Below are 15,511 nucleotides of genomic sequence, written 5' to 3'. Positions count from 1 at the left end.
CGCAATTATTCTGTTATCGGGATATACGGCCGCTCTGTTTATCGACAAACACCACATAAACCTGGCTTTTGGCCGACAGTCCCTTCACCCGATACACGGCTCGCCCCTGTTTTTTGGTCTCAGAAATGGCGAGAATTTTTCCACCAAAGCGTTGTTTTACGATTGAAGCAGCCCGATCCCTTGAGATTTCTCCCCCTTGAACACGAAGAAAGTGGGGCTGGAAACTCTCCCGCTCATACGCGGGGTAGCTGTGTACCGTGGCACTGCAGAGCGCCGGCAAAAACACAGCGGTAAAAGCAATAAAGCCAAGTAAGGTACGATTCAGTTTCACGGTGCGGCTCCTGTGGATATCCAATTTTCCACCCTTTATAAACTCCCTGCCGCCCTCAACCGGACTCAAAGAGCCGGTGAGACATCGACATGGACCCGGATTCTATCGCCCGGATGATGGTCAGTGCGAGTCAAGTAAACTTGCCCATTATACCGATAGCGGACATCGTATCCGACTAATTCCCTTCTTGTAGAGTATTCATCTACAACATGGCAACGGGACTCTGTTGCATAATGGACTGGAGCATTGGCACGGCTGATCTGGTTACCTACCAGGGCGCCCACCAAAGCCCCTGCGATTGTGGCGCCGCCACGATTGTGACTGCGATGATAACCGTAGCGTCCACGGTGGCCGTGATCGCCTAAGTTATTGCCGATTGCAGCACCTATAAGTCCCCCCACTACAGTACCTGCCGGGGAAGTCGGCTCGCGATAGGCAACCTGTTCATCGCGACACTGGGTCGTCGGTGTAACAACCTGAACATCGGTGTAGACGGGAGTAACCTCGGTAACTCGCGCATAATCATAGCCACCCGCAGCATAGCCTCGGGGGCCCGCGCTGGCAGTAGAACTTAGACCCACCAGTGCCGCAACTGCCGCACCCGCGATTAGCTGTTTGTATAGTTGCACGATATATCTCCCGCTAGTCATCAACGGGAGCCAGATTACTTAAGATGATCTGAATAGACGCTGAATTACACTGTCGTACCAGCGTAGCAGCGAGGTAAAACGATAAGCCAGCCTCTCAGGGTTGGAATTTGAATGGCAGGGCACTATTCAGGAGCCCCAGATGAACTATCAGTCTCCTCATCACCCTCTCGTCGGTCACTGGCCTCTCGATCACGCCTAGGCCGAGAATCCTGGTGCCTTCTCCCCCTTTCGTGCTCCCTTCTCGGCCTATCTCCTCTCGCCCGGTCGCCCCTTGGTCGGTCTTCTCTGTGCCGGTTTCCCCTAGGTCTATTCTCATCGGACCTATCCCTCCTAGGCCCATCTTCCCTGAGTCTATCCCCTTGCGCTCGCTCTCCCCGAGCCCTATCACCCCTGGGCCTTTGCGGTTCACTCCTATCGCCCCTAGCTTCCCGCCAGCGCTCGCGCACTTGCTCTCTCTGTTCGGGGGACATCTGCCGATATCTCTCACGAGCCTCACGGATACTCTCACGCCTGCCTTCCGGCAGGGCACGGTACTGTCGATAAGATTCCCGCAGCTGATTACGGCGTTCCTGGGGCAGAGACTGCCATTTTTCATAGCGCTGCCGAGCATTGTCACGCTGCTCAGGGCTCATTGAGTTCCATCGACGCGCACCCCGCAACAACCTCTCCTGCTGGCTATCAGACATGTTGGGCCAGCGCTCTTCCATGCCCTGTAACAGCTTGCGATCACTATCACTTAGGCTTTTCCACTCCACCGACCACGCCATACCAGCCCAAAGCAGAGAGGCTGCCATCAAACAAGTTGCGACCAGGGTTTTAATCATGACTGTCCCCCAGCCATATATCTTTGCTTTTGGTGCCTTCTTGGGTTTGCCCGGGACCTTGAACCAACTCGGGATCTTCAGGGATAACGACATCACCTTGTTCATCGACCCACTCTTCCAGGAATAACAGGAATTCCTCCGGCAGAGGCTCAGCTTCCTCCGCCTCGGTAGTACCTGGAAATACGAGCGCACACATAGATATGATGAATAAAACACTACGAAGAGTGCCCATCCAACTCCTCCGCCAACCACTGATAAAACTCCATATCCTCAATCATCTCGATATCCATATCTTCATCCAGCAGCCAATCACCACTCACTAGCAGCTCTGTACGACTTTCATTATTGATAACAGAACTGGGCCACCATAGAGCAAGAAATAGCACTGCGGCAGAAGCCGCTGTAACTGGAAGGTATGGATACAAGGTGTTGAGTGAAAAGTACCGTTTTTTATTATTTTGATCTTGCGCTGCGGAGCGGATTCGCCGCAACTCAGCCAGGGTTTCCGTATCGAGCGATCTCTCTCTACGTATAACAGCGGCACTGGCCGCTCCGAGTATACGCTTCTCGTTAGTCGATGAATTGTTTTCTAAATTACTCATTCCATCGCCTCCAAATGAACCCGCAGGCTGCGCAATGCTCGAGAGAGGTGAGTCTTCACACTTCCCTCGCTACAAGCCATAGCCCCTGCTGTCTCACTGACATTAAAGCCTTCAACGCAACGCAACAAAAAAGCCTGCTGTTGACGCAGAGGTAACTTTTCAATGGCGCGGTCAATGGCATCAATCGTACGTTCACCGATTAGGACACTATCCGGGCTGCGGCCGTTGGGGTCGGGAAATTCACTCAGATCCCATTCATCGCCTTCGCTATTAATAGGAAGTTTATCTTTCAACAGCTGCCAACGGGACAGGTTTTTCTTGCGACGATGCCAATCGGTTATGCGGTTATTAAGAATGGTAAAAAATAATGGGCGCCACTCCGCACGGTCTCGGCAGCTATAGCTTTTGACGAGTGCAAGCATAGAGTCCTGAACTATATCCAGCGCATCATCACGGTCCCCTACAGCATATTTCGCCATAGTGAATGCCCGCTTTTCTACTGAAGCGAGAAACTGATCCATAAAAGCCGATTGAGGTCCCTTGACGAGGATGCAATCCTTCTACGGCTATTGCGGAGCCTCTAAATAATTCCGTGATATTTCTTTGGCTGTCAGGGCAGCTCACAGTCTAGGCGCGGCTTCACAGGAGTGTTTAAACCTTTTGAGAAGTCGCAGCACAGAGTATGAACCACTCTGAAATCCCCGTAGGACAGACTTAGAAGGCCCCAGCTACTGCATAGCTCTTGCAAAGGACTAAGGCCTTTATCAGCAGGCTGCGCCTAGCGACTGCAGTCTTCCAAGACTGTAGAAATATCACGGAATTATTCAGAGGCTCCTTAGTTTGCCGCAACCCACTAGATAATGCCTGCTACAACCAACAATCACTAATCGTTATTGTTGTCACGGGATCTACGATGGTGCTTTTTTGTCCGCTCGCCGCGTTCGTTCTTCCGATCGTATCTATTATCTATTCGCTCACCTTTTTTATCGAGGCGCTCGTTTATTTTCTCACCTTTGTTATCCAGGCGCCTATCGATACGATCACCTTTTTTATCTAAATGTGCAGCTAATTTATCTCTCCCATTAGCGGCAGCCTGCTCAGACCGCTGGTCCAGGCGCTCATTAATACGATCACCTTTATCATCAAGGCGCTCTTCAATGCGATCCCCCTTTCGATCGAGACGATTTTCAATACGGTCGCCGCGATCATGTCCATCATCCTCACTGCTTTCAGCTTGCAGCGAGAGGGGAAAACCAAGGCTAAGCGCCAGTACTGACAGTCCTATCAGTTTATTCATAAGTTGCTCCAGTTCCGTGAACAAAAAACTCAATGCATTAACAGCACTGACTATAACGTCAGGCACTGGAGCTGGTTGACAGGACTCCTATGAAAAATCAGCGAAATCAGAAGACAAAAATAATCGGTGCGCAAAGTACCATTCTCTGTTCAACCCTCTACAACTTCCGGGCCGGGCACTTCATCGCCGAGCCAGCGTTGTGTCAGGGTGCCAGCGGTCATAGCGCCGTTAACATTCAGCGCGGTTCGCGCCATATCAATCAGAGGTTCAACAGAAATCAGCAGAGCCGCGATAGTGACTGGCAACCCCATCGCCGGCAATACCACCAAGGCTGCAAAGGTAGCCCCACCACCAACGCCCGCTATACCGAAAGAACTGATCATTACAACCGCCACTAAAGTAGCAATCCATACCGGGTCCCATACATTGATCCCCATGGGGACTGCCACCATCACTGCCAACATGGCCGGATAAATGCCGGCGCAGCCGTTTTGCCCAATAGTCGCACCGAAAGATGCAGAGAAATTGGCAATTGCTGGAGACGTACGCAGCTGGTCCACCTGAGTCTCGACATTCAGGGGAATAGTTGCAGCACTGGAGCGGGAGCTAAAGGCAAAAACCAGCACCGGCCATACCTTGGTGAAATAGTGCAGCGGATTGATACCATTAATCAGTAGCAGCAGACCGTGCACCAGGAACATCAAACCAATAGCCGTAAAGGAGGCCAGAACAAAACTCAATAAGTTAAGAATATCTCCCATACTGGATTTAGCGATCAGGCCGGTAACCAAAGCCATCACGCCGTAAGGGGTAAAAGCCATCACTAGTCGCACCAGCTTCATAACCCAGACTTGAGCCACATGAACGAAGCGCTCAATCGCTGCGCCCTCTTCGGGAAATTCACGGCGAACCGCCAAGGCTGCCAACCCTAAAAGCACCGCGAATATAACCACCGCTATAACAGAAGTAGAGCGAGCCCCGGTCAGGTCCAGAAAAATATTGCGCGGCACAAAAGAAGTAATAATCTCAGGAATGGAAAGGTCTGTGACCTTGCCAATGCGCTCATTCAGTACTTCCACTCGCGCAGCTTCCCTGGAACCCTCAACCAATCCCGCAGCCGACAAACCAAATAGCTCGGCCATAGCCACGCCAATTAGAGCGGCCACCGCCGTTGTTCCCAATAGCACCCCCAGGACTGAAATACTGATTTTGCCCAGCGCCTGGGTATGGCTGACTTTAACTACCGCCACTAATATGGAAGTCAGCACCAGGGGCATCACGAGTAAATACAATAGGTTTACGTAACTGTCCCCTATCATCTCTACCCAAGGTATCACCTCTGCGGGTGCAGCCCCCCATCCGCGAGACAGTTGCAGGGTGCCTCCAAAGATAACCCCAAGAATCAGGCCAGCCAGCACTGCTGGTGCGAGGGAGTCACGGCCTCGCTGCCAGCGAAAAAGTCCGTATATAAAAACAATAAATAGAAGCAGGAAAGCAAATGAACTGATATGCATAAGGTCTGGGTCCCACCCGGAACAAAAGGGGAAAGTGGCGGCATGCTATCAGCGAACCGCCACAAGCCTATAGATGTGTTAGTTATAGTTTTATAAAGTTTGGGAGCTTCTAATAATCCACTGTTACCCCGCCGGCTTTTACCAACACTCCATTAGTACTCGCTATAGATTGAGAGCCGAAATGAAGTCGTCTCTATCCTGCGGCCCAACCAATGTTTTATGCCAGCGACCATCGGTACCAATAATGAACGTAGAAGGCAGCACCTCCGGCTTCTCCTGCCCCCAGCGCCCTTGCGGTTCGGCCACTAGAACGGGAAAAGTAATACCCAACTTATCCGCCTGTTTTTGTATTTCCGCAATCGGTAAATTGTCGAAGTTCACCCCAACAACAACGACATTGTTGTTACCGTCGGCCAGTTGGTTAAGGACCGGGATCTCCTCTCGACAGGGCTTACACCACTCTGCCCAATAGTTAACCAGCAAAACCTTACCCGATACATCCAACTCTTCCCCATCAATGGCTAGAAGCGATTTATCGTCTTTAGCGCAGGCGCTTATTCCGCATACCAACAAAAGAAAGGTGACCGCTGCTGCTCTTGCCATCTTTACTTTGACTATTTTCATCAGGCCCACTTTCTCCCCCGGTTTCAGAGTTTGTTTGCTTATCATCAGTCCCGCCGTCGTGGCCCAGCTCAAGGGGCTTATCTTCAGCTTCCTTTTGCTCGGCCTCCAGGAACAACTCTCCAACAGTGATACCTAATTGCTCCCGGGTTGACTCTCTGGCATTGGCAAAGCGTTGCTCTACCTCTCCATACCAGGGCAATCCATCCAGACTCGCAGGAATTCCACTGGGCATCCAATCCGAACTCAGCCAACCCGCCAATTCAACCAGGGACACCGTATTCAGGTCCCTCAGCAAAACATAATCATTGCGATCAGTCTGGGTCACCATACGATTAGCCTGAAGGATATTCCGCAACCTTCGCCACTGAACAAACTTGATTCCCATACGGGAAATATCTCGCTCCTTCAGAGGCCTCCCCTTCGCGCATTTCTTATACATCTGCCAGAGAACAATAAGGAGGGCAACCAGGTCAGAATGCTCCCGCTCCTGGGTCGCAGCTTGATAAACCGATAGTGTGCGCACCAACACACAGCCAGCCAATACCAGTATCCACATCAGATAAATCCAAAGCAGGAACAGGGGAACAACAGCGAATGCCCCATAGATTGCCTGGACCGAACTCCGCGCTACCAACAAGCCGAATAAGTACTTCATAACCTCGAAAACAATCGAGATTATGATCCCCCCCTCTATTCCGTGGCGCAACGGGACATAGCAATTGGGCACAGCTATGAACAGTAGGGTAAAAACTATGGAGCTGAAAACAAACGGCAGAATCCTGAATAACAACGAAGTTACCTCAAAAGAATCAGCTCCACCCAAGAAAAATTTTTGTGAAAAGACAAAAGTACTTGTCGCCAGTCCCGCCCCTAATAGGATTGGACCGAGACTCAATATCGCCCAGTACAAAAGAAAACTCGAAACGCCGCTGCGGCCTTTTTGGACGTCCCAGATAGAATTAAAGGTCCCCTCGATACCGCGAAGGGTCAAACCCGCAGTAATAATCAGCATCGCGATACCAACGCCAGTCAAACGCTGTGCCTGTTCGGAAAAACTGCTGATATATTTTTGGATCTCGCGCCCACTCTGAGGTAAAAAGTGGGTGAACAGTTGATCCTGTAACCTACTCTGCAAGCCGGCAAAGTCGGGAAACAGTGACAACATGGCGTAGCTCACCGTCACTAGGGGAACTATGCCAAACAGTGTCAGGTAGGTAAGAGCAGCCGCGCGTTGCCGACAATCCTTTTCATCAAACAGTTTCCACAGTGACGTCGCAAAGCGCAGCCAGTGGTTTCCCCAATCCTTTACGGTGCTTCTCATTGTGATCTCTCTATGCCTGGACATCTCGCCCAGGCCGCAGTATTACTGCCCCAAATAGCCAAGGAGCTCCCGAAAACCCCGCAGGACGTTGGGGGAATTATTCAGAAGCGCCTTAGAACTCCGCAACATTCTTCGGTTAGAATACGCCAAACAGTAACAGGATGCCGCCACAATGTGGACGATTTACCACAACCCCCGCTGCTCAAAATCCCGCCAAACCCTACAGCTATTGCAGGATAACGGTATTGAACCTGAGGTGGTTCTCTATCTACAAACTCCACCTTCTGCCGAGGATATTCAGCAGTTGCTGCACAAACTGGATATTGATGCACGACAGTTGTTGCGCACTGGTGAAGAGCCCTACAAGCAGTTAAATCTGAAAGACAAAGATCTGGCCGAATCCCAGTTAATTGACGCAATGGCTCAAAACCCTATTTTGATCCAACGCCCGATCGTTATAAAAGGCGACAAAGCAGTGATAGGGCGGCCCCCTGAAAATGTACTGGGGCTGATCTGATGGATCGGGACAACGAAGGCTATGTCCTCATCCTCTACTACAGCCGCACCGGCGCTACTGCGCGCATGGCCACCGAACTGGCTCGCGGCGTAGAGGCCAGTGGGATTACCGCTCGCCTGCGCACCGTGCCCGGCGTATCCCCAGACACTGAAGCCAGCGAGCCGCCGGTACCCACCGAAGGTGCCCCCTACTGTACAATCGAGGACCTGCGCAATTGCTCCGGTTTACTGATGGGCAGCCCCACCCGCTTTGGCAACATGGCCTCTCCGCTGCGCTATTTCCTTGACCAAACCAGTGATATTTGGCTCGATGGCAGCCTTACCGGTAAGCCGGCTGCGGTATTTACCGCCACTGGCAGTCTTCACGGTGGTCAGGAAACTACGCTGGTATCCATGATGCTGCCCCTGCTGCACCACGGCATGTTGATCGCCGGCATCCCATACTCCGAAGCCGCCTTAATGCGCACCCGCACTGGCGGCACACCCTATGGTGCCTCACACTGGTCCGGTGAACACGCCACATCGCTTTCCGATGACGAAGTAACCCTGTGCCGGGCACTGGGCAAGCGAGTCGGCAGCCTGGCACAGACGCTGGATAATTCGCATAACGGCGACAACTAGAGGATAAAGTGTGAACGATTCTGTACAGCGCAAGCTCAAGATAGCGCTGCGAATAAACTGGATTTGTTATATCGGCATGCTCGTACTGTTTGTCGTCTGGAATCTATTCCTCGAAGGCGGCTCATTGTTCCTGTGGTGCTTGCAGACCATACCACTGCTATTGGTACTACCTGGGTTACTCAAGCAGCACTATCGCAGCTATCTGTGGCTCTGTTTTATTCTTTTGCTGTATATCACTGCCAGTATTGTCGGTGTAACGATGCCTACACGCGGCTGGCAGGATGGCGTACTGGTAGTCCTTAGCCTTATCCTATTCTTTTCATCAATGATGAGCAGCCGCTGGCATCGCATGCAATAGCCACCGGCACTACTCACATTGCTTATGATTTTGTAACTGATAAATAGACAACGCTTGCCCCTCAGCGCACTAAGGAGTTTTGAGGTTTGACTGATTCATCCAATGAGAAAGGACTGTTCCGCAGCTTTTTTGGTGCCATTGGCGGCTCAATTACCTGGCTGAGGCGAGTGTTTACCAACCTGATATTCCTGTTAATACTGGTATTCCTGGGTATCGCAATTTTTGGCAAGGACGAACAGCTGGTAGTCCCACAAGGCGCGGCCCTTCGAGTGGCTCCGAGTGGATTTTTGGTAGATGAGCTCAGCCAGCCCAGCGGATTACCGATTTTCTTCGGCGGCTCCCAGGGGCCAGCAGAAATCAGGGTTAAGGATCTTGTCGACTCTATCGACAAAGCCGCACAGGACAAACGCATTTCCGCACTGGTGCTAGAGCTCGACAATATGGTCGGCGGCAGCCTCAGTAAGCTCGACGAGATTGGCGCAGCCCTGCAGCGCTTCAAGGCTGCCGACAAGCCCATTTATGCGGTGGGTGATAACTACACCCAGGCGCAGTATTTCCTCGCCAGCCACGCCGACAAGGTGTACCTGAATCCAATGGGTTCCGTGATGCTCACCGGCTTTGGCGTCTATCGAAATTACTATAAAAGCGCCCTTGAAAAGCTCAAAGTTAATTTCCACGTGTTCCGCGTTGGCGACTACAAGGATTTTATCGAACCCTATACTCGCGACGACATGTCTCCGGCTTCCCGTGAGAATAACCAGCGCTGGCTGCATGAACTCTGGAGTGAATACACCGAACAGGTGACCGGCCTTCGCAACCTGCCAACTGAAAGCATCGATCTATTTATCGACGAGCTACCCCAGAAACTGCAGCAGCATGAGGGCGACTGGGCACGTACTGCTCTGGCTAATAAACTGGTCGACCAACTCGCCAACCGCAACTTGGCTGTTCAAGAGCTACGCAAAACCATTGGTGAAGATGAGAACGATGAACGCAGTTATAAGGCCATCGATGCCCTCACCTATTTACGCAGCCAAAAGCTCAGCGAAGTCGCCGCCAAGAAAGAACCCAATAAGATTGCCTTAATCACGGCAAGCGGTTCTATTGTCGATGGCCGCGCTCCCGCCGGCAGGATCGGCAGCGAAAGCCTGGGTGAACTAATCGCACAGGCGCGCAAAAAAGAAGTTGATGCACTGGTTCTACGCATTGACAGTGGTGGCGGCTCCGCCTTCGCGTCAGAAGCAATTCGACAGGAGTTACTCGCCACCCGCGAAGCCGATATCCCTGTCGTTATCTCCATGGGCAGTCTGGCCGCATCTGGTGGCTACTGGATTGCTACCGGCGGCGATCGAATCTGGGCCTCTCCCGCAACCCTGACAGGCTCCATTGGCGTATTTGGCGCCTTCCCGACCTTTGAGGATTCCCTCGAGGCACTGGGTATTTATACCGATGGTGTGGGCACTTCAGACCTGGCCGGCAGCATGCGGTTGGATCGTGCCCTACCCGAGGCAGCCGCCAGTATCCTGCAACAGGGAGTGGATAATACCTACGCCAGGTTCCTGAGAATTGTGGCCGAGTCCCGTGGCAGCACTCCCAAGGAAGTGCACAAAATTGCCCAGGGCCAGGTCTGGACCGGGCGCGCGGCCAAAAACCTGGGGCTGGTAGACGATCTGGGCAATCTCAACGACGCCATTGCCGACGCCGCACAGCTTGCTGAGATCGAAGAATACGATGTAATAGAGATCCAGCGCGAGCTGACTCCCGGCGAAAGATTCCTGCGCGCCCTGAGCGATAATGTGGATGCACGTATCGCCGCCAGCCTTGAGGCAAACCTGCCACTCGGCGCCTGGTTAAACAGCTTACAACCGGTTTTGGCACCAATCGGCGAACTGCAGAGCTTCCGCGACCCGCGCGGACTCTACGTGCGCTGCCTGCCCTGCCTAGCCCCCTAAAAGACTTCATCGCCTCTACCCTGCGCCGGCTCAATGCCGGCGCGGACGCCCATAAAGCTCACGCAATTCATTTTTCGCGGCCTCCAGGATTCTGCGCCTGCGCGCAGGCAAATGATGACCCGCACGATTGATATAAAAAGTGAGCATAGACATGGCTGAACGGAAAGGCTCTGATTTGCGCTGCTGACTAGCCTCAGCTGCACTCTTCAGGGATTTGGCTATCGCTTTTGGATCATCCAGGCTAAATACACCGGCTTCAAGGTCCAGCGCATGGCTGTTTGTCGTGACTCTCTGTGACCATTTGGCACTTTTTACAGATACCAAACCCCACCTCCATAACCGCAGTTCCCTGTTAAATATATGGTGGCTCAACCGGATTTGGTCGTTGCGGGATTCCTAAGGAGCCCCTGAATAACTCCGTAATGCCTCTGCGGGTCTTGAAGGGTGCTGATGTTAGGCGCAGCTCGCCGCGAATGGCCGTAGCCCTTTGCAAGAGCTGCAACGCAGCAGATGCGGCCTTCAAGGCCCGCCCTTCGGGGCTTGCAGAGCGATTCACACTCCGCGTTGCGACTTCTTGAAAGGTCTAGACATTCCTGCAAAGCCGCGCCTTGATTGTGAACCGCTCTGCATGCCAGAGGTATCACGGAGCTATTCAGAGGCTCCCTAAACCTCGCTATCGGAAATTTTAACCTGCCGTAGAGCCCCACTCAGGGCAACCAGTGCGAATGCCAATAAGCTCAGGATTCCCGCCCACAATAGTGTCGTCAGAGGCGCTGCAATCTCACTCAAAACACCCGCAGCCAGGGCCCCCAGCGCCGCAGAACCAAATAGGGCAAATTGATAAATGGAGATAATGCGACTGCGATAATCCGCCGGCGCCAGCAATTGCACAATGCCTCGCCCCAACCCCGCGGAGGCTGCCGCAACCGCCCCCCAACACAGACACAACAGAATCAAGCCAAACTTTGTTGGCCCCAGGCTGATAGCAATCAAGAGTGCTGCGCTGTAAAGCAAGCACATCAAAATTCCCCGCCCTGGCTCCTGTCCCTGGCCCCGTCTCAACATAGTCACCGTCGCGATCACCGTGCCCGCTATAAATGCCAGCTGCAGGGTCGCGTAGTAACCGGCACCGCGACCGTAGTCCTCCGCCAGCAGCGGTAAGACCACCAGGAAAACCCCGATATGCACAAAGCCATTGAATGCCATCAATGCGGTCAGCTCCCGCAAAACCGGGTGTTTCCATGCCTGACTGAGACCATCCAGAATCAGGGTATGGGGTCGCTTCTCTGGTGTCTTTTGACGCTCTTGAGGCTGGCGCAAGGAGAAAAGCAATAATGAAGCCACTAGCACAACGGCAATCTGTACACCCAGCAAGTGCTGCAAGCCCCACTGGTCAAATCGACTCGCTAGCAGCATACCCACTGCCTGGCCGCCGTACTGCGCCAACATCATCCAGGTTACGGTTTTTTGCACGCCTCGCTCAGTGGCCTGCCCCTTGCGGTTGCGGGCACTGCGCTGCACCAGATTGTCCCGTGCCGGCTGTAAAAAAGCGCTGCACACCCCCAGGCAAATTCCGTAAACCATCAAGGTGGATAAATTCAGGACATGGAAGGTGAAATACAACAGCAATGCGGTATGACAAAGCGCCAGGCCCAAGCAGGCCAGAGCCGACACCAGAGCCGGATCTCGCCTATCCGCCAAAGCGCCGCCAAACAACAGGAATACCAGGTTTGGCAGCAATACTGATGCCTGAATCCACCCCAATTGCAGGGCGGGAAGATCCACGATCGTCAGCGCGATCCAGGGCAGCAATATCACCTGCAACCCGGTTGCCAGGGAGGTGCCGCTATAGCCCAACAGAAACCTTTGCAATTGGGTTGGCATTCTAGATACGAAATAACTCAATGATTAATAACCTGCCAACTCACGCTTGTGCGGCGTCATATTTGCCGAGTGCCGCAACCAGAAATACCAGCTTGATAGCTTCCGAAGTGTTCTTAGCCCAGAGCCATCACCACCATAGGCGGCAGACTCAAAAGCCTCTGTCACTGCTGCGGCATAACCAGACATCTCCGGTTTTTCCTCGGCAATCCGGCGGGCATAGGATCCTGCAGTCTCACCGGAATGCCGCTGGACCCCATTGCGGGCCATGCGCCGGCAAAAGCGCTGGTAGAGCTTCTCCGCAGGCGCCAACTTGGGTCCTCCTGCGGAGCGGGCCGCCCATAAACTGATCCCCAACAAAAGCACAAGAATCGGCGCCCCCAGTAATAGGGCGATACGCATTGGAGACAGATCACCAAATAGCCGCTGTAACAAATTCTGCTGTCGATCGGCATCAAAGCTCACCACGGTTTGATACCAACGGTAGTTGATCATATCCCACTGTAAGCGCAACTGGCTGAGAATACCGATACGGTGCAAGAGAAATAGGGAGTCCTGCATAAACTCTTCACCCGCCGCACTCTCCAGACCGTCGCGCACCCGCTCCGGAGCTACTGCCGCTGTGGGGTCTACACGCTGCCAGCCTTGGCCGTCGAGCCAAATTTCTGCCCAGGCATGGGCGTCGTACTCTCGCACCAATAAGTACTCTTCTCCACTGACCCACTCACCGCCCTGGTAACCAGCCACTACTCGCGCCGGTATCCCCGCTGCGCGCATAGCAAACACATAACTACCGGCAAAGTGCTCGCAGAAGCCCTGCTGGCTATCGAAAAGAAACTCATCAATAGTATCGCCGCCCAGTGCTGGAGGCTTCAGGGTATAAGTGAAAGCACTGTGGAAGTGCGACAGCAGCTGGGAGGAAACCGCCTCAGCACTGAGCCCCTGATCTCGTAGGGAAGCCATCCACTGACGAGTACGGCTATTGCCGAAACTGGGAAGTTGCAAATTCCTGCGCCGCTCCGCATTGCTGAGAGTAGCACTGAGCGACAGGGTTTCTCTCGGCCAGGAACTTACCTGGTAAGAAAAGCGGTTGAGAACCGGGGTCCGTTTTACCAGGCGATCATCCGTTGTCTCTCCCACACCCGCGCTCTCTGAAGCCGGTTTTGCCATAGCGAACAACCAGGGGCTCCGGCTCGCTTCCTGGATAACCTGGTAGCGATAACGGGGACCCACTTGCGGAAGCACCTGCTCACCACTTCTCCAATACACTCGCCCGCCATTTCGAGGGTCAACACCATAGCCCTGGCGCCAGGTACGCCCATCAAATTCCGAGTACACCAAGCCCCTCCAGTAGCGCTGCTCTGGCGGGGGCACTGGTCCATCAAAGGAGATACGCAAGGTCGGCTTGCTGGATTTGGAAAGCTCAGTAAAGTCTCCCGGGGCCATCGAATCACTGACACCGGTACGCCCAGCGGAGGTATTCTGCGGCACAGACCAAAGGGGCCCCAGCCTAGGCATCACCAAAAACAACAACACCATTAACGGCGTGGCCTGTGCCACCAACCGCAGGGATAATCCCAGAGCCCGGCGCGGGCGCGCACTAAAGTGTCCCAGCTGCGCCGCCAGGGCTGCAGTAATTACCAACACACTCAGTAAACCGTAAAGTGCATAGGGAATGGTCTGCTCTTGCACAAACAGAGTGGCGGCTACGAAGTAGGCCAGCAGTAGACTGACAAAGGCATCCCTGCGGCTGACCAGTTCGAGATTTTTCAGGGTGAATGACAGCGCCAAGAGTGCAATCATCGGCTCCAAAGCAAACAAGCGCCGATAGGACAGAGCCAGTCCCGCCACCGTCAATAGAATCACTGTCAGTTTAAGAGCGCGGCCGGGTAAATCCCTGCGCCCGCGAAAGACTTCCAGGCGCCAATAAACCGCAAAGGCCCAGGCAAAAACCACCCACAGTGGCAGCATTGTGAATTGCGGCAAAAGGGCGACAAACTGGGCAGCAAAAATCCACAGCAAACTTTCCCTGGGCAATAAATCCTTATTCGCAATCATCACTGGCCTCGCCCGGGGTACAGGGCCAATGCCTGCAAGACCTGCTGCTGATGCTCGGAACCGAGCGAAGGCTCTATTGAAATGCCAGGCAGGCACAAACCATATGCAATGCCTTGCTTTTCCGCTTGTAGGGTCCAGTCACAGAGATTGCTCAGGCGCATCTCTATATCCCTACCATCGAGTAAACCCCAGTCGAGCCACAAGCGCGTGTCAGTTTTGCGCTCATAGTCCTTGCTGTAAAGATCGCGTCCGGCCGCGTATTGCTTCCAGGCTACATGGCGTAACGAGTCACCCGCTTGATAGGGTTTTAGCGCGGCAAAATCATCTCCCCCCCGCTTCACCTCACCAAACTCCCCCTCGGCAACAGTCTCTCCTAGCGGTAAAGGGCCCGCAGAAATTGGACGGGGGTAAACCAAAAATTCAACATCCAGGTCAATGCGGCTCCAGCAGCGAAATAACCCGAGAGGGAAACGACTTTCAACCCTCAACCGAGGTGCCTGCACTCGCCCACGTTTTACTACCGGCATAGAGATACAAATATCCGCACTTTTCTGCTCGCACAAATCCACGCGACTGCCCTGCTCCGGTGGCCAACTCAGCTCGAGCCATTCCCGCTCCCGCTTGCCCTCACAACTGACATTAATTTCCGCCTCGGCAAAATCACCAGCAAAAGCTGCTCGGGTATCCACAAGGCGCAAGTGCACGCCACTTAAATTGGCAAAGGTGTGTAGTGGCAACACCGCTAAAATGCTGACCAACAAAAATGTCAGAGCGAAAACCAGATTGTTTTCATAATTGGTGCCCAGCAACCACAATAATGCCACCACTATTAGGAAACCTAAGCCTGCGCGCGTGGGCAGGATAAATAATCGGCTGTGGTTCAAGGTAATCGCTCGGGCCCGCGGTGCCCGGCGACTAAGCCAGCGCTGCATAAGGTTGCGCCAATATTCCACCAGCAGGTG

The 15,511-nt window shown here is 53.3% G+C and carries 18 protein-coding genes; 4 read left to right on the top strand and 14 right to left on the bottom strand.

Going from position 1 to position 15,511, the window contains the following annotated elements; translation table 11 throughout:
- Positions 1–13 precede the first annotated feature (13 nt).
- The 10 genes from ACJJIY_RS12015 to ACJJIY_RS11970 all read right to left on the bottom strand — a co-directional run bounded on the left by ACJJIY_RS12015 (position 14) and on the right by ACJJIY_RS11970 (position 7,163).
- Complete coding sequence (locus tag ACJJIY_RS12015) at positions 14–331, bottom strand: PepSY domain-containing protein (RefSeq protein WP_282931896.1); 318 nt, start codon at positions 329–331, stop codon at positions 14–16.
- A gap of 65 nt (positions 332–396) precedes the next feature.
- Complete coding sequence (locus tag ACJJIY_RS12010; protein ID WP_413664972.1) at positions 397–960, bottom strand: glycine zipper 2TM domain-containing protein; 564 nt, start codon at positions 958–960, stop codon at positions 397–399.
- Positions 961–1,103: 143 nt separating this feature from the next.
- Complete coding sequence (locus tag ACJJIY_RS12005; protein WP_444912519.1) at positions 1,104–1,805, bottom strand: DUF3106 domain-containing protein; 702 nt, start codon at positions 1,803–1,805, stop codon at positions 1,104–1,106.
- The gene (locus ACJJIY_RS12000) at positions 1,798–2,037 is read right to left on the bottom strand and encodes a hypothetical protein (protein WP_444898060.1); all 240 of its coding nucleotides are present in this window, start codon (positions 2,035–2,037) and stop codon (positions 1,798–1,800) included. The genes ACJJIY_RS12005 and ACJJIY_RS12000 overlap by 8 nt, the downstream gene beginning before the upstream one ends.
- The gene (locus tag ACJJIY_RS11995; RefSeq protein WP_413664969.1) at positions 2,021–2,407 is read right to left on the bottom strand and encodes a hypothetical protein; all 387 of its coding nucleotides are present in this window, start codon (positions 2,405–2,407) and stop codon (positions 2,021–2,023) included. The genes ACJJIY_RS12000 and ACJJIY_RS11995 overlap by 17 nt, the downstream gene beginning before the upstream one ends.
- Complete coding sequence (locus ACJJIY_RS11990; RefSeq protein ID WP_444912518.1) at positions 2,404–2,928, bottom strand: RNA polymerase sigma factor; 525 nt, start codon at positions 2,926–2,928, stop codon at positions 2,404–2,406. The genes ACJJIY_RS11995 and ACJJIY_RS11990 overlap by 4 nt, the downstream gene beginning before the upstream one ends.
- A gap of 362 nt (positions 2,929–3,290) precedes the next feature.
- Entirely contained in the window at positions 3,291–3,704 is a 414-nt protein-coding gene (locus tag ACJJIY_RS11985; RefSeq protein ID WP_413664967.1) for a hypothetical protein, read from the bottom strand.
- A 149-nt stretch (positions 3,705–3,853) separates the two neighbouring features.
- Entirely contained in the window at positions 3,854–5,218 is a 1,365-nt protein-coding gene (locus ACJJIY_RS11980) for an L-cystine transporter (RefSeq protein WP_413664966.1), read from the bottom strand.
- Positions 5,219–5,380: 162 nt separating this feature from the next.
- On the bottom strand, positions 5,381–5,842 hold the full coding sequence (locus tag ACJJIY_RS11975; protein WP_444894511.1) for a TlpA family protein disulfide reductase: 462 nt from the start codon (positions 5,840–5,842) through the stop codon (positions 5,381–5,383).
- The gene (locus tag ACJJIY_RS11970) at positions 5,760–7,163 is read right to left on the bottom strand and encodes a YihY family inner membrane protein (protein WP_444898063.1); all 1,404 of its coding nucleotides are present in this window, start codon (positions 7,161–7,163) and stop codon (positions 5,760–5,762) included. The genes ACJJIY_RS11975 and ACJJIY_RS11970 overlap by 83 nt, the downstream gene beginning before the upstream one ends.
- A 172-nt stretch (positions 7,164–7,335) precedes the next feature.
- Here ACJJIY_RS11970 and arsC point away from each other — a divergent pair, with 172 nt between their 5' ends.
- From arsC to sppA, 4 genes are all read left to right on the top strand, one after another.
- Entirely contained in the window at positions 7,336–7,680 is a 345-nt protein-coding gene (arsC, locus tag ACJJIY_RS11965; RefSeq protein WP_282931887.1) for an arsenate reductase (glutaredoxin), read from the top strand.
- Positions 7,680–8,300 carry an NAD(P)H:quinone oxidoreductase gene (wrbA, locus tag ACJJIY_RS11960; RefSeq protein ID WP_444898064.1) on the top strand — a complete coding sequence of 207 codons (621 nt, stop codon included), beginning with the start codon at positions 7,680–7,682 and terminating at the stop codon, positions 8,298–8,300. Before arsC ends, wrbA begins: the two co-directional genes overlap by 1 nt.
- 10 nt (positions 8,301–8,310) lie before the next feature.
- The gene (locus tag ACJJIY_RS11955; RefSeq protein WP_444898065.1) at positions 8,311–8,658 is read left to right on the top strand and encodes a DUF2069 domain-containing protein; all 348 of its coding nucleotides are present in this window, start codon (positions 8,311–8,313) and stop codon (positions 8,656–8,658) included.
- 86 nt (positions 8,659–8,744) lie between these two features.
- Positions 8,745–10,610 carry a signal peptide peptidase SppA gene (gene sppA / locus ACJJIY_RS11950; protein ID WP_444898066.1) on the top strand — a complete coding sequence of 622 codons (1,866 nt, stop codon included), beginning with the start codon at positions 8,745–8,747 and terminating at the stop codon, positions 10,608–10,610.
- Between the two features lie 30 nt (positions 10,611–10,640).
- On the opposite strand, the gene ACJJIY_RS11945 is transcribed toward sppA, so the two are convergent.
- From ACJJIY_RS11945 to ACJJIY_RS11930, 4 genes are all read right to left on the bottom strand, one after another.
- Complete coding sequence (locus ACJJIY_RS11945) at positions 10,641–10,934, bottom strand: DUF3175 domain-containing protein (RefSeq protein ID WP_413664960.1); 294 nt, start codon at positions 10,932–10,934, stop codon at positions 10,641–10,643.
- A gap of 339 nt (positions 10,935–11,273) precedes the next feature.
- On the bottom strand, positions 11,274–12,494 hold the full coding sequence (locus tag ACJJIY_RS11940) for an MFS transporter (RefSeq protein WP_445357986.1): 1,221 nt from the start codon (positions 12,492–12,494) through the stop codon (positions 11,274–11,276).
- Positions 12,495–12,518: 24 nt separating this feature from the next.
- A complete protein-coding gene (locus ACJJIY_RS11935) occupies positions 12,519–14,549 on the bottom strand; it encodes a transglutaminase TgpA family protein (protein WP_444898246.1) in 2,031 nt (676 codons plus the stop codon).
- Complete coding sequence (locus tag ACJJIY_RS11930; RefSeq protein WP_445357985.1) at positions 14,549–15,481, bottom strand: DUF58 domain-containing protein; 933 nt, start codon at positions 15,479–15,481, stop codon at positions 14,549–14,551. The genes ACJJIY_RS11935 and ACJJIY_RS11930 overlap by 1 nt, the downstream gene beginning before the upstream one ends.
- Positions 15,482–15,511 lie beyond the last annotated feature (30 nt).

The organism is Microbulbifer maximicatervae (SeqCode) (assembly GCF_052468155.1).
The sequence above is the reverse complement of the archived record's forward strand: the minus strand, read 5'-3'. Positions and strand labels throughout refer to the sequence as shown.